At 57.3% G+C, this 17,555-nt stretch carries 17 protein-coding genes; 2 read left to right on the top strand and 15 right to left on the bottom strand.

Annotation, left to right across the window (positions count from 1 at the left end; all coding sequences use genetic code 11):
- Positions 1-80: 80 nt before the first annotated feature.
- On the bottom strand, positions 81-236 hold the full coding sequence (locus ACFSE1_RS17745) for a hypothetical protein (RefSeq protein WP_377404386.1): 156 nt from the start codon (positions 234-236) through the stop codon (positions 81-83).
- A 112-nt stretch (positions 237-348) separates the two neighbouring features.
- Positions 349-1,251 (bottom strand): LysR family transcriptional regulator, encoded by a 903-nt coding sequence (locus ACFSE1_RS17740; protein WP_377404383.1) that lies wholly within the window; start codon positions 1,249-1,251, stop codon positions 349-351.
- A gap of 133 nt (positions 1,252-1,384) precedes the next feature.
- Between ACFSE1_RS17740 and ACFSE1_RS17735 the strand changes: the two genes are divergently transcribed.
- Complete coding sequence (locus tag ACFSE1_RS17735) at positions 1,385-2,959, top strand: proton-conducting transporter transmembrane domain-containing protein (protein WP_377404549.1); 1,575 nt, start codon at positions 1,385-1,387, stop codon at positions 2,957-2,959.
- Between the two features lie 4 nt (positions 2,960-2,963).
- Positions 2,964-5,381 (top strand): YbcC family protein, encoded by a 2,418-nt coding sequence (locus tag ACFSE1_RS17730; RefSeq protein WP_377404380.1) that lies wholly within the window; start codon positions 2,964-2,966, stop codon positions 5,379-5,381.
- 98 nt (positions 5,382-5,479) lie between these two features.
- On the opposite strand, the gene ACFSE1_RS19455 is transcribed toward ACFSE1_RS17730, so the two are convergent.
- The 13 genes from ACFSE1_RS19455 to ACFSE1_RS17670 all read right to left on the bottom strand — a co-directional run bounded on the left by ACFSE1_RS19455 (position 5,480) and on the right by ACFSE1_RS17670 (position 17,495).
- Positions 5,480-5,566, bottom strand: coding sequence for a small membrane protein YohP (locus ACFSE1_RS19455; protein ID WP_465269783.1), 87 nt, complete (start codon positions 5,564-5,566; stop codon positions 5,480-5,482).
- 77 nt (positions 5,567-5,643) lie between these two features.
- The gene (locus ACFSE1_RS17725) at positions 5,644-6,291 is read right to left on the bottom strand and encodes a 2'-5' RNA ligase family protein (protein WP_377404377.1); all 648 of its coding nucleotides are present in this window, start codon (positions 6,289-6,291) and stop codon (positions 5,644-5,646) included.
- 87 nt (positions 6,292-6,378) lie between these two features.
- Positions 6,379-6,690 (bottom strand): hypothetical protein, encoded by a 312-nt coding sequence (locus ACFSE1_RS17720; RefSeq protein WP_377404374.1) that lies wholly within the window; start codon positions 6,688-6,690, stop codon positions 6,379-6,381.
- Between the two features lie 369 nt (positions 6,691-7,059).
- Positions 7,060-8,010, bottom strand: coding sequence for a DMT family transporter (locus ACFSE1_RS17715; protein ID WP_377404371.1), 951 nt, complete (start codon positions 8,008-8,010; stop codon positions 7,060-7,062).
- A complete protein-coding gene (locus tag ACFSE1_RS17710; protein ID WP_377404368.1) occupies positions 8,007-8,801 on the bottom strand; it encodes a gamma-glutamyl-gamma-aminobutyrate hydrolase family protein in 795 nt (264 codons plus the stop codon). Before ACFSE1_RS17710 ends, ACFSE1_RS17715 begins: the two co-directional genes overlap by 4 nt.
- On the bottom strand, positions 8,798-10,144 hold the full coding sequence (locus ACFSE1_RS17705; RefSeq protein ID WP_377404365.1) for an O-acetylhomoserine aminocarboxypropyltransferase/cysteine synthase family protein: 1,347 nt from the start codon (positions 10,142-10,144) through the stop codon (positions 8,798-8,800). Before ACFSE1_RS17705 ends, ACFSE1_RS17710 begins: the two co-directional genes overlap by 4 nt.
- Positions 10,138-10,506, bottom strand: coding sequence for a hypothetical protein (locus ACFSE1_RS17700; protein ID WP_377404362.1), 369 nt, complete (start codon positions 10,504-10,506; stop codon positions 10,138-10,140). The genes ACFSE1_RS17705 and ACFSE1_RS17700 overlap by 7 nt, the downstream gene beginning before the upstream one ends.
- Positions 10,416-11,267: a fatty acid desaturase gene (locus ACFSE1_RS17695; RefSeq protein WP_377404359.1), complete on the bottom strand. Its 852-nt coding sequence runs from the start codon at positions 11,265-11,267 to the stop codon at positions 10,416-10,418. Before ACFSE1_RS17695 ends, ACFSE1_RS17700 begins: the two co-directional genes overlap by 91 nt.
- Positions 11,268-11,313: 46 nt before the next feature.
- Positions 11,314-12,612: an APC family permease gene (locus ACFSE1_RS17690; protein WP_377404356.1), complete on the bottom strand. Its 1,299-nt coding sequence runs from the start codon at positions 12,610-12,612 to the stop codon at positions 11,314-11,316.
- Positions 12,609-13,256, bottom strand: coding sequence for a pyridoxamine 5'-phosphate oxidase family protein (locus ACFSE1_RS17685; RefSeq protein WP_377404353.1), 648 nt, complete (start codon positions 13,254-13,256; stop codon positions 12,609-12,611). Before ACFSE1_RS17685 ends, ACFSE1_RS17690 begins: the two co-directional genes overlap by 4 nt.
- The gene (locus ACFSE1_RS17680; protein ID WP_377404350.1) at positions 13,253-14,107 is read right to left on the bottom strand and encodes an ABC transporter substrate-binding protein; all 855 of its coding nucleotides are present in this window, start codon (positions 14,105-14,107) and stop codon (positions 13,253-13,255) included. Before ACFSE1_RS17680 ends, ACFSE1_RS17685 begins: the two co-directional genes overlap by 4 nt.
- Positions 14,104-16,128, bottom strand: a complete 2,025-nt coding sequence (locus ACFSE1_RS17675) for a class I tRNA ligase family protein (protein ID WP_377404347.1) — start codon at positions 16,126-16,128, stop codon at positions 14,104-14,106. The genes ACFSE1_RS17680 and ACFSE1_RS17675 overlap by 4 nt, the downstream gene beginning before the upstream one ends.
- A 50-nt stretch (positions 16,129-16,178) precedes the next feature.
- On the bottom strand, positions 16,179-17,495 hold the full coding sequence (locus ACFSE1_RS17670; protein ID WP_377404344.1) for a lysine N(6)-hydroxylase/L-ornithine N(5)-oxygenase family protein: 1,317 nt from the start codon (positions 17,493-17,495) through the stop codon (positions 16,179-16,181).
- Positions 17,496-17,555 lie beyond the last annotated feature (60 nt).

Genomic DNA, 17,555 nt, shown 5'->3' with positions numbered 1-17,555 from the left:
CCATAAGTGCGCTCAGCCCGTTCCCGGCAGTTCATGGCCTGTGAAATGATGTGAGCGGTGTTTTGCGCGATGAGCGCTGATCAATCAGGCCAAAGGGCGTTAATCCCCCCGTACACCACAATGATGCCGATGAAAATGCCGAGGATCGCTACTGCTCCGCAAAAGCCGATCAGGATCAAACTCCCCTTTACGGTCTTGCTCTTCGGCCTGTTGGGTTTCGCGTTACCGTCTGCCATGTTTCATCCAATGCGTCGATCGTGTCAGTGGGCGAACAGGCTATGTGGGGTGGTAGTTCCAAACGGGAATTCTCAAGGGTCGGCAAGGTTTCGAAGATGTGCCGAAAACGCACTAGGAATGACCGTCGTGAATTGTGCCGGGGGCGTTCTGATGCAGCAATTCGAGTAGCAAAGGATTGGGAAAGCGACGCTTTATGGTCACCGCATAAAAGGTCTCCACCATCCCCGGGAGAGCGTCAAGTTCAACCAGGATACCCGCCTCCAGCTCCCCCTTGACGACGATGGGTGGCAAGACCGCAAGGCCCGCTCCTTCGCGGGCAAGCAGACGCATCATCGCCATATCATCCACCTCGGCGGCAATCTGTGGTGTAAGGCTGAGGGTTGCCATCAGCGCTTCGAACTGTGAGCGAACATCGCTTTCGAGCGTTGGCAGGATCACGGGATGTTGCCCGAGAAGATCGGTGAGTGTGGCCCCCGGCGTCAGGTAGGAAGGTCTGCCAATCAGGCTCACGCGCTGCTGATAGACATGCTGGGCGATGAAGGGTGTCACCGCATCGGCCATCGGTGCCTTGTTCAAGAGAACAATATCGAGGTTAAGGGCCTCCAATGCGCCCAGTAGTTCTCTGGTACTACCGGAGCGAAGGACCATATCGATATCCGGGCGACCGAGGATCGGGCGAAGGAACTCCATCTGGAAGTTACGTGACAGGGTTGCCAGCGCTCCGATGCGGATTGCGCGGCGTTTCCTTCCGGCCTCCTTCAGCGTCTCCACCAGTTCTTCACCTGCGGAGAAAATTGTGTCGGCATGATCAAGCGCGATGCGGCCAGCTTCGGTGAGGTAGAGTTGGCGACCGCGTCTCTCGAAGAGGGCGTGCCCCAACCGCTCCTCCAATTGCTTGATCTGGATGGAGAGCGCCGATTGCGACAGATTGAGCCGTTCAGCCGTCCGCGTCAGGTTGCCATCATGGGCAACAGCACGAAAATAGCGGAGGTGATGATAGTTCAGTTCAGCCATAGTTCTATTTTATAGAACGATTTCGCAGAAACAATGAATTTTTATTGAGGTCACGCGGCTGCTAGCAGAGCTGAGAGATCGTCGCTGCCTCCTCCCAAGCAGCGGCCCAGCCCGGAGACCTCCAGTGATCTACATGCTGCCGCTTCTCGCACCTCTGCTGCTTGCCGGTGCCTCGCTTTATGCTTTCAGCGCGCCCGGCCTTCGCCCACGCTTCGCGATCCGTATTTCGGAAATTGCTGCCTTCGGCTCTATCCTCGTCGCTGTGCTGGCTGGCATTGTGCTTGCGATCCATGGGCCAGGCACCAGCCAGCCAGTCGGATATGGTTATCTTGCCTTTGCATCCCGTCTTGATCTCGTCAGCCTGGTCATGCTTCTGCTTGTCTCCTTCATTGGCTGGGTCGTGCTGCGGTATGCGGGCACCTTCCTTGATGGCGAGGAGCGTCAGGGGCCCTTTACCGGCTGGATGACGGCGACGCTCGCTGCTGTTCTCTTGCTCGTCCAGTCCGGCACATTGCTGCAGCTCGTCATCGGCTGGGTTGCCACCAGCCTGCTTCTGCACCAACTCCTGCTCTTCTACCCGGAGAGGGTTGCAGCCCGGCGCGCAGCACGCAAAAAATTCATCGTCTCACGCATCGGGGACGTCGCGTTGATCGGCGCGGTTATCCTGCTCGCTATCTCCTTCAAGACAGGCGATATCGCTGCCATCCTTGCCGCAGCGCGTGAAGGCGAGGGGCTGCCGCTAGCGATGACTGCCGCAGCGCTCCTTGCCGTCGCGGCCCTGCTCAAATCGGCTCAATTTCCCACCCACGGCTGGCTGACGGAAGTGATGGAGACGCCGACGCCGGTTTCTGCTCTGTTGCATGCAGGTGTTGTGAATGCTGGCGGTTTTCTGTTGATCCGCTTCGCCGATGTCATGCTGCAGGCGCCTGTCGTGCTCGCCGTCCTGGTCATGGTCGGTGGCTTTACGGCCCTCTTCGGCAGTCTCGTGATGCTCACCCAGTCGGCAGTCAAGACCTCTCTCGCCTGGTCGACCGTGGCGCAGATGGGCTTCATGATCCTGCAATGCGGTCTTGCGCTCTTCCCGATTGCACTTTTGCACATCGTGGCTCATTCACTTTACAAGGCGCATTCTTTCCTTGCCTCCGGCTCTGCCATCGAAACGGTTGCTGCCATCCGGCGTCCGGGTCCTGTTGCGATCCCCAATGCCAAGGCTGTGGGGCGCGCCTTCCTCATGGCGCTTGCCATCTATGCAGTCATCGGCCTGCTCTTCGGCTTTGCCGACAAGCCGCCGCAAGCTCTAGCGCTTGGTGCAATCCTGATCTTCGGCGTCGCCTATCTGATTGCGCAGGGGCTGGCCGATGCAGCGCCGCGAGCCCTGACCTGGCGCACCTCACTCTACGCAATCTCGGCGGCAACCGCTTATTTCGCTCTGCAGCGGATAGCCGACAAGCTGATGCTTGGGCCGCTGCCGGCCACACCACAGCCGGGTCCATTGGAATGGACATTGATGCTGCTGGCTGTCGTGAGTTTTGGTGTGGTCGCAGTCGCGCAGTCGCTCTTCCCGCTCTGGGCCTATCATCCGGCCGCGGCGGGCCTCAGGGTCCATCTGGCAAACGGCCTTTACGTCAACGCCCTTTTCGATCGCCTGCTCGGTGGCTGGACCGTCTCCCGCACCGCTTCCACAACGCCTGCTTCCATCAAGGAGTGAACAGATGACCGAGTTGACCAAAATCGACACTCTTCATGGTGAAGCGCTTGCGCAAGCGGCAGACCAGGCGGTTCGGGCAATTCCGCCAGCCTGGCCATTGACGGCGACCGTTGCTGTCAATCCCTTCCTGGGGCAGGTGAGCGAGACACTTGAGCAGACTGCGGCCAGGCTTGCCCGGATCGGTGGCGTACGGCTAGCTCTGCCGCGCAAGCATTATGCAGACAAGTTCGCCAAAGGCGAGATCATTGATGAGGACCTCGATGCCGCTCTGCAATCCTCTGCGCTTTCCGGAAGCATCGATCTTCCGGCTTTGAAAGCCGCCGCTACCAAAGAACCGCAGCCTGTTGCAGCGCTTCCCACCGTCGCGGATCTTGCGGCGCGGGCGACGGGCAAGGATTGGACCTACCTCGTGGCGGAGCGGATCGGCACCTTTGCTGCCGGCTTCTTCGATCAGGGGCAGGCTTTATGGGCCGCTTCGCGCCGCAACGGCCTCTATGCCGCCTGGCGGGCCTTCGCGACACATGACCTGACCCCCGAGATTCATGGTTTGAAGGGTTTCAGCATCCACGTGGATGAAACGCCGGAAACGCCTGAAGGGGTAATTGAGCGGGTGGCTGTTTCTCTTGGCCTGGGTGCGGAGCCGGGCACCTACTTTCATCAGCTCCTCCTCACGCTTGGCGGATGGGCGCAGTTCGCGCGCCATCTCCAGTTCAAGGCGGAAATCGAAGGGCGCTCGGATTCAACGGCGCTTGAATTGCTCGCCATTCGGCTCGTCTTCGAGGAGGCACTCTATGCTCGCCACAAGATGGCGATCGAGCGCGAGTGGCTGGAGGTGCGGCGGATCCATGCCCAGCCGATTTCAGCTGATCATGACACGCTCATTGATGGGGTCCTTCAGGTTGCTGCCGAGCGCGCCAGCCAGCGTAAGCTTGCCGCGACACTTGCCGCGCCTTCGAGCGTCAAGCTTGCCGAATTGCGGCCCATGCTGCAGGCAGCGTTCTGCATAGACGTGCGCTCGGAAGTTTTCCGGAGAGCACTGGAGAGCGTGGATCCGGGCGTCCGGACACTCGGTTTTGCTGGCTTCTTCGGTCTCGGTGCCAGCCATAAGGGCTTTGCCTCCGACGTGGCCGAGCATCGCTTGCCGGTTCTTCTGAAGCCTTCTGTCTACAGTTGCAGCGCCGTGGATCACGATGGGGAGGCCGATCAACAGGCGCGCTTCAGTGCGCGCGCCATCCGCGCCTGGGGCCGGTTCAAGCTTGCTGCGGTTTCGTCTTTCGCTTTCGTGGAAGCAATGGGACCTGTTTATGCCGGCAAGCTCATGCGTGATGGCCTCGGCTTCAGCAAGGGCAAGAAGGCGGATGCGGCAAAACCACGTTTTGCACCAAGTCTTGATCTGGAAACGCGCACCGTGGTTGCCGAGACTGTGCTCAAGGCGAAGTCGTTGACCGACGGCTTCGCACGCTTCGTGCTGATTGCGGGTCATGGGGCCAACGTGGTCAACAACCCCTATGCCAGCGCGCTTCATTGCGGCGCCTGTGGCGGTTATGCGGGCGATGTTAATGCCCGTCTTCTCGCCAGTCTTTTGAATGATCGTGAGGTGCGTGAGAAGCTGGTGGCGAGAGGGTTCACTATTCCGGCGGATACGGTTTTCATCGGCGGCCTGCATGACACGACGACCGATACGGTGACGCTGTTTGAAGACGATCTTGAAAACGACATCGCGCCAGAGGATAAGGCGCGCATCTGTCAGTGGCTCGTTCAGGCTGGCAGCCTGACGCGGGCGGAGCGCGCACGGCGTCTGCCACGGGCGACAGCAAGCAGTGTGTTCGACCGCAGCCGGGACTGGTCGGAAGTGCGCCCGGAACTGGGGCTTGCAGGCTGCCGTGCCTTCATTGCCGCTCCCCGGGCGCGCACAGCAGGCCGCTCACTGGATGGTCAGGCCTTCCTGCACGACTATGTCTGGAAGAAAGACGAGGGCTTTAAGATCCTGGAACTGATCCTGACGGCTCCGGTTGTCGTCGCGAGCTGGATCAGCCTCCAGTATTTCGGCTCGTCGGTCGCGCCCTCACTTTTTGGCGCTGGAAACAAGCTCTTGCACAATGTTGTCGGAGGTTTCGGCGTCGTAGAAGGCAATGGCGGAAACCTGCGTGCCGGTCTTCCCTGGCAGTCGGTCCATGACGGCGAGGGCTTCGTTCATGAGCCTTTGAGGCTGACCGTGGCCGTCGAGGCTCCGAAGGAGGCAATCACCGATATACTGAAGCGACATGACCAGGTGCGCGCCCTCTTCGACAATGGCTGGCTGAACCTCTTTGCTCTTGATGAACAAGGCCAGCTGGCCTGGCGCTATGCCGCAGGGCAGGGCTGGACGGATATTCGGCGGTCAACCGTTACCCATGCGCTCCGGGTCGCTGAAAGTGCGTAAAGGCGGTCCTTGCGAGTGAGACTGAACTGGCTCCGGCTGGAAAACGCGTCGGGCTATGGCCGATGATTGGCCTCATCGGCAATAGCCCGGTTTACCGCTCAAAAAATCAGCTTTAGCAGGAGAATGACAACAATCAGCCCGATCAGAAAGATAACTCCAATGGTTCCGCCAATAAATTTGAGCATCCGTTTTTCCCTTGTTCTCTGACACTTTGGGCAGCGATGCAAAAGCTACAACAGCACCCGTGATGAGGGGAAACAGGTCAGCGGGAACATGGTTCCCCGCTTTGCCAATCTTGCAAGGGCTGACGCCGAACTGGAAAAACCGCGATGCCGGCGACCTTTTGCATCTGCCTCCACAGGAACTCTTGCTCGTCCGCCGCAGACGTCAGTCCGAGGACGATCGGAATGGCATATAGCTGAAAGGGTTTCCACGGACCGCCCAGATATTCCCACAGCTGAAGCCCCGTGATTCTGATGGAATAGGCCGCGAAACCCTCAGACAGATGCCTCCAGAGCGCGTCTGCTTTGTCTTTCGGTGATTTGTTTTGAATGGTTATGTGCGGCTGCCACGTCTTCACGTCTTGTGGTCCCAGCCATGAGGCGAAACTGGCCCTGAGCGTTGCACGCACCTTATGCAAATCACTGCTTGCGATGGAAAAGGCGACCCCTGCGCCGAGATGACGCAGACCGTCCACATCTGCGGCGATTGTGTTCGTTCTTCCCGCTATCTCCGAAAGATGATTGCAAATTCTTTTCTCATATTCGCCGGGAAGCCGGTGAAACATGGTGAGATGGGCGGGAAGAACGTTTCCATCTGGCGGGAAATGCGCGGCCCGCAACCGATTGAACCGCTCGAGGTCTTCTGCCGCGATGCATGCTGTCAGTATGAGCGGCTTTCGGGTTTTCATTCGGCATCCTGGCGGCGCTTTGAGTTGCGAAAATGCCTGATTCAGAAAGTTTGCGAACTGCGGTAGCGAGCGGGCGCCCGATGCTCCTCAGCCTTCTGCCTCTTGTGTGTTGGCCGTGCCAAGCAAGCCACGCAGCGCCGTACAACTGGGATCTGCCCCTTCGAACAGGCGCTCGGGCGAGGTCCAACCGGTTGAAATTCCGATCGTTGTGGCAATTGCCCATCCCGGTTCATTGGTTGCCTTGTCAAGCAAGTGCGGCACCTGCACAGCAAGGCATTCATTTGTTTGCTGCGCAATCTGCACTGGCGCATTAGCCCGTTCAAGATGTTGCTGAATGTCTGCATGAAGCGGATCGACAACAAAAAGAGTGAACATCCACGCAACAATATCTGAAATCATAGTCTGGTCCTATCGCGTACGGCATATGTCGGATGAGGTCCGACATCGTGAAAGCGCCGACAACTTCCACCAGAGGGGCCCGGACCAGCGGGTCGGCAGAGATGTGGGGAGCGGACAGCCTGTATTCAAGTCATGACATCTCGGCCGCTTTAAAGGAGACGCCGCCTGGCGCGAGACATCCCTGGCGAAGCTCGCATTGTTGAACGAGCCCTGAAGGTTGTGTCCAGCGTACTCACCGAGGCTATGGCTCTTATCGCGCTGAATTTCGACGCCAAAACCGCGTGGCTGAGGTAGGAAGCCCCTCCACAGCCACGCGAAATTCGCAAGGGAACGCTCTCTGGCATCAACGGATTTTTGCACCCAAGCCAGCTAAAGCTCGTTGGTCACTTGCGCGTCGTTTCGCTCGGAATTCGAACCGACCCTGGTTGGCGGTACATCAGATGCTTCAGGGAGCGATGTCATAAGTGCTCCGCAGATAATAGCTAATCCCGCAACGCTCGCCTCTCCTGTCAACCATTCTCCAAAAATTATTGCAGCAAACAAGGCGGAGAAAAAGGGTTCGCTCGACTCGATAACCTGCGCTTTATAGGCTTCAATGTGATGGAGTGCGACAATAGTGCAATAGAAGCCGCAGAGAGAGGGAATAAGTCCAAGAGCCAGCAGGTTGGGCAAGGTGGCTAGCGGCAGGGCGGGGGCGCCCGAAGCGACATACGGTATTGCCAGCATGGCAAAGCCATAGGCCAGAAACCACCAGAAATTTTCAAGGCATGACTTCAGCTTGAAGAACTTCCAACTGAACATGAAGCTGGCATAGCCAAAGCCTGCGATCAAAGCCAGGCTTACGCCCCACATGCTGCCGGTTGCCAAACCGTCACCTGCAATGAGAAACACGCCGCCACCGAACACCAGTACCATGGCAAGTATTTTTCGAGGCGTGACTTTTTCTTTTAAAATGAAGATGTCCAGTGCAATGGCCCCCAGCCCACCCGCAAAAACCAGTATGGAAACAAGGGGAATGGAGGCGAAGGACAGTGCTTGTGTCTCAAAATGGTAGAGCGTGAAAATGCCAAGCGCTGAGCAGATGGCAATTTTCCAGGAGTCGCGAAAGCCAGCGCAAATCTTGGCCACGCATCCCTTGCTGGCTAGCACGATCAGGCTCACCACCAACAATGCCACTCCACAACGTGCAAAGGCCACGGTTGAGGCATCGAGCCCCTGGTGAAAGGCCGCGCGAGAAAGCACGCCCACTGTGCCATTGGAAAGTGCGGCCAGCACCGCGAAGACGGCTCCGATAATGGCGGACTGCTTCAGGCTTGTCATGATGCTATCATCTTTCCTTGCTGGTAGCTGCGACAGGCTGCACCAAACCGCCTGAAAATGCTGGAACTCACACCGTCTTCGTTATGAAACCATTCGGGATGCCACTGCACCGCCGCAACGAAGCCTGCTGCTGCGGGAAGGGATACGGCTTCTATCACCCCATCTGTGGAGTAGGCATCTACCGCAAGAGTGTCGGCTAATTGACCAATGCCCTGCCCGTGTAGACTGTTGACCAACACGTGGCCGTCTACGGCGCAGGCGCGTAGGCACTGGGCAATCACGCCATTTCCTTCAGCCTGTATTTTGTGGACAGGCCGGTACTGATCGTCGCGTGCAAGGCTCAGATTCTCTGTGTGTACCAGCCGATGCGGACCATTCGAAATTTCCGGACATAACGTGCCACCCAGAGCGACATTCAACTCCTGCAAGCCCCTGCATATCCCCAGAACAGGCAGCCCGACAGAGATGGCGGCTTTAATCGCAGCCATCACGGTTCTATCCCGGTGTGGATCAAGTGTTTCGGGCGGAGCACTCGATCCGCCGTATAGACGCGGATCGACATTTGAGGCAGCTCCGGTCAGCAGCAGCCCATCCAGCCTTGCCATATAGGCGGCTACATATTCGTCTGTGCAGTCTGTCGGCAGAAGCAGCGGCGCAACGCCTGCCGATTGGCTTAAAGCTTCCAGATAGCGAACACGAACGCAGTCTTCTGCCACGTCATCAACAGATCGTCGATCGGTCATCACCCCTACAACAGGTGGCCCTATTTTCGATTTATGATCGCGCTTCATGCCCTTTCCAGCGCCTGCGTCACGTCAGCTATAATGTCCGCGATATGTTCCAGACCGACAGAAATGCGGACCATCCCATCGCTCACGCCAGAGGCAATGCGTGCTTCGGGCGAAACAGAGGCGTGCGTGGTCGAGGCCGGATGCGTTGCCAATGAGCGCGCATCGCCAATATTGGCAACATGATACAGAAGTTTAAGTCGCTCAATAAAGGTTCGTCCGGCTTCAATGCCGCCATCGAGTTCGAAAACCAGCATGGGGCCGCCCAGACCACCTAAGTTTTGCTGTGCCCTCTCCTTGTCTGCGCCCTTCAGCAGATTGGGGTAAGTCACCCTGGTGATGCGCGGATGATTTTGCAGGAATTCTGCAAGCTGCCTTGCATTGTCGCAATGGCGCGGCATTCTGAGGGGCAGCGTTTCCAGTCCCTGAAGGAACAGGAAAGACGAGAAAGGTGAGGGGCAGGGGCCGAAGTCCCTCATGAGCGTATTGCGCATTTTCAGAAGATAGGCGCTGGCCCCGTAAATGCCGCCAAGCTGTCCAGCAGCCTCCGCCCACTGAATGCCGCCATGCGCCTTATCCGGTTGAACCATCAGCGGGAAGCGCTCGCCATGGGCTTGCCAGTCGAAATTTCCGCCATCGACAATGACGCCGCCAATGGTTGTGCCATGACCGCAGATATATTTCGATGTGGAATGGATGACGATATTGGCGCCAAGTGCCAGCGGTTTGCTGATCAGTGGTGTCATCGTATTATCGATGATGAGTGGAATGCCCGCCTGCTTGCCCAGTGCGCCAACGTCAACGAGTGGGAATGGCGTCAGGCGCGGATTTGGAAGCGCTTCGGCAAACCAGGCACGTGTGCGTTCATCCGAAGCCGCGCGGAAGCTCTCCGGATCTTGTGGATCGACAAAACGGGTTTCTATACCAAGCCGCTTGAACGTGGTGCCGAGAAGATTGATCGTACCGCCGTAGAGATGCGATGAACTGACGATATTGTCACCCGCTTGCGCAAGGTTCAGCAACGCCAGCATGATGGCCGCCTGACCGGAGGACGTGGCCAATGCGGCCTTGCCACCTTCCAGTGCTGCAATCCTCCGTTCGAAAATATCTGTGGTGGGGTTCATCAGGCGGCTGTAGGTGCGCCCTTCCTGCCGCAGATCGAAAACGTCCGAGGCGTGCTCTACGCTCTCGAATGCAAAGGCATTGGAAAGATAAAGAGGCACGGTGGTGGAAAATGTCGCGGGATCGAAGCGGTAGGCACTGTGGAGCACCAGCGTCTCGGGTCGCATCTGGTCATCGCTAGAAACGGATTGGGCCGCTTGCGCATCAGCAAGTCTGTTCAACATGAGCCATTTTCCCTCAAAATGGTTGGATGGACATTCAGTTGGCGTGCTGCTGCCGTTGCTTGCTGAAAGCGTCGGCGGTTTTGATCGCGGATCAGCGACACGATCGAGGGCTCGCCCTTCGGGCCGCGTTGGAAGATGCCGCCGGTCTGGGCGCAATGCGCGGCATAGACAGGATCACGCATGCGAATGTGCATGGCTTCTGGTAAGCGCCAGAATGGCGTTGTCGGGTCGAGATGATGATCCAGATGGTGGTGGTCGTTATTGATCGCCGTCAGCCATTTTTCGATATGTCGGCTGCGGCGATTGCGCGCCATGTGGATGTTGACCGTCTGCTCATCGATAGAGCTGCAATGCTCTGACATTTCAATGAACCAGCCAATGATGTGGAAGGATTCAGGTAGGGAACGACCCACAGCAGCATCAGTTCGAGGAATGTGCCGCTCCAGAGGCTGAGCCCGGTAACGCAGAGCCAGAACGCGTAGAAGCCGTATCGGTCGAACTCATAGCGCCAGCCTTCGTTTCGCTTGGCACGGTTGCTTTCCTGCTTGCCCGAAAGACCTTCGACAATCATTCGGTAACGGTTGTGAACGAGGTATTTCAGATAGGCGTAGGTCTTTGAGCCCAGAAGAGGCAGGATGATGACCTTCCACAGAAATGCCCTATCGGAGCGGGGGGTGAAAACACCTTCCGCAATGAAGAACTCCAGATCCGGGTCTGCATCCGCCCTGCCGAGGAAAGGATGGTGGTTGTGAACATGGGATTCTTTGTAGGCATAGAACCGCTGAAAGATGGGCCATGCAGTTGGAAAGGTGCCGAGAACGAAATTCAAACGCCGGTTTTTAGCCAAAACCCCATGGGCGGCATCATGTAGAATGGTGGAAATTCCCCGTTGATGCGCGCCAATCATGATCAGCGATAGCGGATAAAACCACCAGCTTACCCCAAGACACAGCCAGACCAGAAAACCAATCACGGCAAAATCCTTTATAATATAGAGGATGCCATGCCAGTTATCCGTCTCAAGCGACTTGATGTCCTTTAGAATAGCCTTGTCGAAGCGATAGTGATCATAGCGATCAGGGGCTTCTACGCCTTGATAAATGGGAGCAAAACGAGCGTTCATACTGAAACCGTCATGTCGTTATAAAGTAGGATCTGAAGATTAGCTGTCATTTTGCCGAAGAGCGAATGCCTGCCGCCTGTATGCTTCCCCAGCCGGAAATCAGCCATATGGCTGCTGCAATGGCAGTTGCTGCGCTCAACTGCACGGGGACGCTCAGGCCGAACACCAGGCAGAGGATGAGAGACGCCAGCGCGTGAATGACCACACTTTCCTTTCGGTAGCGCCTAACCGCCAAGGCAAAGGTCGTCGCGTAGATCAGCACGAAGCCTCCTGACACAAACTCGATCAGGGTTCCTTCCGCATTGCTGGACGATCGGAAGATCAGCAGGGTGAGCGTATAGGTCACCGCAAGGGCCGCCAGCGCGTGGAAGGGAATCTGAGCCTTGCCTTGCCGTGCAAAAACAGCAGGCAAATGGCCATCACGGGCCGTTGCGGCCAATAGCCGACTGGCTGCCAGAACCCAGGCATTCGTGGAAAGGATGACAACGACCAGCGCAAGGCAGTTGGTGAACAGAGTGGCATTACCAAAGCCTGCACCACTGACCAGATGATCCAGCACAGCATAATCACCGGTGCGGATTGTTCCCTGTGTCACCAGCAAAAGGGCAATGGCAACAGAGAGATACAAAAGACCGACCAAGGGCACGGAAATGAGCGTTGCAAGGCGGAAGCTTCGCTCCGGCTTTCGCACACTTGGCGCAATCGTAGAAACGTTTTCCCAGCCGAGGAAAGTGAAGAAGCAGATTGCCAGTGCGCCGAGGAACTGCTCTACCTCAAAGCTGCTGCTTTCCGGCCATGATGTCGTGCCACTGTTGGCAAATACCAGCCCCACCAGGCTCAGCAGGCAGGTGGTGGTTAGAACAACAAGTGTGGTTTGCACACGCGCCGAATTGCGCAAGCCCAGCATGTTGAAGCCAACACTGAGCAGCATGAAACCGATACCGAGCTCATAAAGCCATTCACCCGGAATATTGAATGCGGCAATGGCATAGCGCGCCGCCACAAGGCCCATGATGGGGTTGCCCCCGATCATGATCAGCATCGTCAGCATGGAGAGTGCATAGCCCAACCGGGGAGAGCCGCATTGTGAAATGAAATGCAGGATGCCATTATTGTTCGGGTAATCCAGAGAGATACGTGCGAAGATACGTGCCATCGGCCAGGAGCAAAGCGTCAGGAAGAGCCAGGCACCCAGCACCCAGGTTCCGGCCCTTTCCTGTGCAATGGCAGGAATAACGAAAATTCCCGCGCCAATCAGGTTCGTCACGTAATAGGCCACAAGTTGCGGCACGGCGATAACGCGCTCTTCGCCCGTTGTCTGGGCTTCATCAAGTGTGCTGCTCATGGCTTCGTCCTTAAGCGGGCCAGGTAACCCGGCTCCGGCATCTGGTTGAATTCATCGGGAAGCGGCTTGCCGAACTGCATCGCTATTGGCAAAACACCACCCCATACGGGGGTTGCCCTATCTTCCTCAGGTTCATTCGGCGGCCCACGACGGATCTTGGCGGAGGCGGAATGAAGCGGCAGGCCCATCACGGCGGTGGCTTTCAACTCGCTGGCCGTCATTGCTCGCAGCGCATCCCAGCGTCCGGGAAAGAGATGGTCGAAGAAGGACTCCAAGAGCGCGGTCTTTTGCGCTGTATCTTCGAAGCGCTGTGCTTCGCCGATGACGACAACGCTTTCGAAATTGACCGTATGTTCAAAGGCGGAGCGGGCCAGCACCAGCCCGTCTATGCGCGAGGCCGTCAGGCAAACTTTGGCACTGTCGCTGCCATGCGCAATCCGGCTTTTTGAGGAGCCGTGCCAGTACACCATGTCGCCCACGCGCCATTGCATGGTTGGAATGACGACCGGCTGCCCCTGTTGAACAAAAGCCAGGTGGCAGAAAGGGTTTTCGTCAAGAATGCGATAGACGGTTTCGCGGTCGTAATGGCCTTTATGGTGTTCGCGCCGCAATCGGCTCTCGTCGGTCATGAGCGTGTCGTTCATGATGCAAGATCTCGCATCTGGTGGGGCGTGGCAGTGTTGTGTCCTGTTGCGATCCGTAGCTTTTCGACGGTGAAACCTGCCTGCCTGAACTCGCCATTGTGAAAGTCCGGGCTGACTTTCAATGCCTGGCTCAAATCCGCCCCTTGCGCTTTTGCAGACAAAACAAGCTGGAAGGCGATGGCGACGGCTTGATCGAAGGTGGGGTTTGGCCGCACCACATGAACCGCACGCTCTACGTCGCCCAGCAGTTCATCAAATTCGGCCACTGCACAGTCGTCAGGCACCAGATAGATCTGTTCTGGTCCATTGCGCTGGATGATCTGAGCAGCGACCCAAACATGGGTTCCGAGCAGAATGTGTACCCGCTTTTCTTTCGAAACCACCGTTTCCACCTGCGGATATTCATCTCGCAGCAGGCTCGCCAGCCTTGCGGCATAGGCAGTGTCATCCGTTTCGATGGCTGCCGCAAAGTGGTTCTGCTGCAGCCATTCCGCCATGGCCGCAACCTGCGCACGGTCCGAAGGGCATATTCTGAAACCCGATGTGACCTCGACCAGGTCTGGTGCTGTCGAGGCTGGCATCACGAAGGGAATGCCATGCTGCCGGTAAAGCCTTCCCGCCTGCCTTGCGCATTCGCTGTTGAAATGGCCGATCACGGCATCCACTTCCTGCTGGATGAAATGATCCGCTACCGTTACCGCCTTTTCGGGGCGTGCTTCGTCATCGCCAAATACCAATTCACAACTGTCCGAAAAACCTTGCGATACAGATTTCAGCATATCGCCATAGGCGCTTCTGGGGCCGCTGAATGGACCCGTCACGCCAATTCTGAGCGGCCCCGCATTCTTCATGATGCAAGCGCCATCGTGGCTGCGCCGTCGAACTTCGGCATGATGTGTTCTGCAACGCTTTCATCCAGATGCGGCAGGACGAGAAGATTATCCAACGCAAGTTGCCTTCCGCTTGGCATGAACGTGGCCGTGGCGTGAATGGCGAGTTCGGCCTCCTTCAGTTCCAGCAAGCGGCTGAGCTGCGCTGCCAACTCTGGCATAATCGGGTCTGCGGCGCGTGCAACCAAGGTCAGCGCCAGACCTGTCAGCGCTTGCGCGGTGCGGGCGTAATTGAAGGTCGAGGCATCGGCGAACAGGCAGGATTGCGTGGCCTGGAAGGCTTCGCATTCCTCGATGATTTCGCGAATGTTGGCGGCGAGGCGCCGTGGCGAGAAGCCATCTGCCGACGCAGCATCCTGCTGGGCCAGATCCTGCCGTTGAAGGAAGGCGAAAAAGCGCCGCTGGTCGGGAAGCCACGCGCCGGGTTCGCAGGATTTTCCGTCCATGACCTTGGCGATTTCTGCGAAGCGCTCGATGATTCTATTCAGCTTTTCGGCGAAAATGCTATTGATTTCTGTAATCGCCGCCTTGGGCACGAAGTTTTCACGGCGTCCCTCGGGGCGACGAGACATCAGCATGTAGCGCGCGTAATCCAGCGGAACCGACCGGATGAGGTCGCGTCCCCATATGAGGTGACGGCGGCTGGTTGAGAATTTCGCTCCGTCCAGATCAAGCAACTCGTTGACAATGTGCGTGGAGGGGGGCGTCAGACCCAAAGCCATGTAGACGGCGGGGAAAAGCAGGGTGTGATAATAGGCATTGTCGAAGCCGTAGCAGTGCGTCACGTCGCCGTTGTTATAGGTCAGCGCCGCACGGGCAATCTGGTCATCGAAACTGCCGCCTTTATCTGCGCCAGCAGCCCAGAGATATCCAAAGGCCATCTCGAACCATACGTAAACCACCTGATCCTCAAAGCCTGCGAGATCGTGGCGGATGCCCCAATCACTGCGATGGCTGATGGCAATATCCGGCAAGCCGTCGCGGATCATCCGCAGGCTCAACGCCAGTGCATGAGCAGGCATGTTTGCTGTCTTCACATATTGCCCAAGTTGATCGGCGAAGGAGGAGAGACGGAAAACAAGCTGTTTATGCTCGCGAATTTCCAGAGGCGCGCCCGTCTTGCTCTTTGCGCCACCCAGATCAACGCAGTGATTTGGTCGTCCGCAGGCTTCGCAGGCATTGCCATCGCTGGATTCATTGCAGTGCGGGCAGGCACCGGAAATATGAGCCTCGTGGGCCTGAATACCGGATGGCTCGAAATAGGCCGGTGCGGTGATTTCTTTAATTAGACCGCGTTCATGAAGGCGACGCAGACCAGCCTTCACAAAATCCGCATAGGCGGCGTCGGCCTTGGGTTCGATGAAGCCGTTGAGGGGAATGCCAAAGCTCTGCCAGGTGGCTCGAATGGCGGCTGCGTAGTGATCGGCACACTGCATGGAATTCATGCCTTCGCGCCGGGCGCAGGTTTCCACATAGGTCTGGTGGTCGTCACGGCCCGTAACGTGGCGCGCCTTACGTCCAGACCGAGCTGCCACACGGCGAAGCACATCAGCCGCCAGATAGGGACCGGAAAGGTGGCCAAGGTGCAGGTCGCCATTGGGGGTTGGCGGGGTGGAGAAAATCAGCAGGTCGCGTTCGGTATCATCGGTCTGCGTTGAGGTGCGTGCCCCGCCTTCCCAGTAGATCGAGTGAAAGCGCAAGGGCGCATCGCCGCTTGTATTGGTGATGATATGGTTTTCGAACCCTTCGAACAGAACAGCATCGCCCGGGCCAACATCGACCACATGACCCCCGGTTTCGACGCGGCCAATGCCATCGGTGAAGATGAAGATTTCCTGTTCAAGATGGTTGTGACCTTCGGATTGTTCGCCCGGTGCCAGCACGCAACCCATGAGGTTCGCATTGCTGCCAGCCAGTTGAACATAGCGGCAATCCAGATTGTAGGAGCGCGTTTGCGCCTCGAACATCGATATCTTTTTCATCGTTACAAAATCACTTTGGATAAAATGGAAATGACCGAATAGACTCAGCGTCAGGCAACTTCGGAAAGCGGTAGCTTTGTGTTGTGGTGGTGCGGCAGGCTCTGCACGATTTCCCCGGCACGTACGGCCATGTTGGAAATCAGGGTAGCGCTCAGGCCGTGCGTTTTTTCGCACATATCCGGCACGAACAGGGCAGGTGCATGCGGAAGATCGAAGCCAACGCGGTAGAGCCTGTCCACATCTAGGCTGCCATCATTGTTTGTGCGCAGTGCCTCGCGCGTCCGCTCATCCATCAGGTCGCGCACGTCGCGCGGCCGGTATCCGGTCGCACAGATGACGGCATCCAATTCCAACTGCGAGGTGGTTTGCGTGAGCTCATGATTGACCGTGGCAACAACTGTGCTGCCGATATGTGTGGCGTCGATCAGGCGCGACATGCGATGCAGGTGTAGACGTCCTTCGCCCGTCAATCTGTCCATATACCAGCGCTGGTAAAGCGCTTCGATGTCGGCCAGATCCACAGCCGCATAGTTGGTGGAAGCATGCACCGAGAGGATCTTTTCCCGGATCGATGCTGGTGCGTTGAAGAAGCTTTCCACGTGTTCAGGGTCGAAGACCTGATTCACGAAGGGGCTGTCATCGGCGGGGCTATGGCCGAAGCGCGGCACAATGGCGTGAACTATGGAACCGGGAACGTTATCGTAAATGTAGTTTGCGGCTTCCGTGGCGCTCTGTCCGGCTCCCACAACGGCCACCCGGCTGCCGGGGCGCAGGCGTTGCATGTTCGGCAAAAGCTCACTGGTGTGAAACACGCCGCTTTTGCCGCGCAGGGTTTCGGGAACTTGTGGGCAGAGGCCGCCTGCAAAAATGACGTTGCGGGCAAAAATCCGGCGCTGCCCATCAGCGCCCGCAACTTGCAGACGGAAGCCCGGCGCCGAGCTGCCCTGCGGCTCTATCAGTGAAATTTCTTCCACCCGCTCGCCATAGTTTACCTGAGATGCGAACGCTTGCGCGCACCATTCAAGATATTGATGAAACTCGATACGGCTCGGAAAGAACGTCTTGAGGTTGGCGAAATCCGCAAGGCGGCCCTTTTCGTGCAGAAAAGAGGTGAAGCTAAAACGACTTCTTGGGTTACGAAAACTGACCAGATCCTTGAGAAACGAAACCTGCATGGTTGCGCCGCCCAGCAGCAAACCCTTGTGCCAGCCAAAGCTGGGTTGGGCTTCGAAGAAGCTCGCCGAAAGCTCTGGCCGCAGTTCCTCCATGGCAATAGCCACGGAGATATTGGTCGGGCCGAAGCCAATTCCGGCGAAATCGACCAGATTGAAATGGTTCTTGTCTGAAATGGAATTTTGAAATGGCATGAGTCCCCTTCAGACGCTTTCGCGCCTGCTCATTAGGCTGAAAAAGAATAAAATCGCTCT

It is taken from the genome of Affinirhizobium helianthi (assembly GCF_042680945.1).
Classification (GTDB): Bacteria; Pseudomonadota; Alphaproteobacteria; order Rhizobiales; family Rhizobiaceae; genus Neorhizobium; species Neorhizobium helianthi.
The sequence above is the reverse complement of the archived record's forward strand: the minus strand, read 5'-3'. Positions and strand labels throughout refer to the sequence as shown.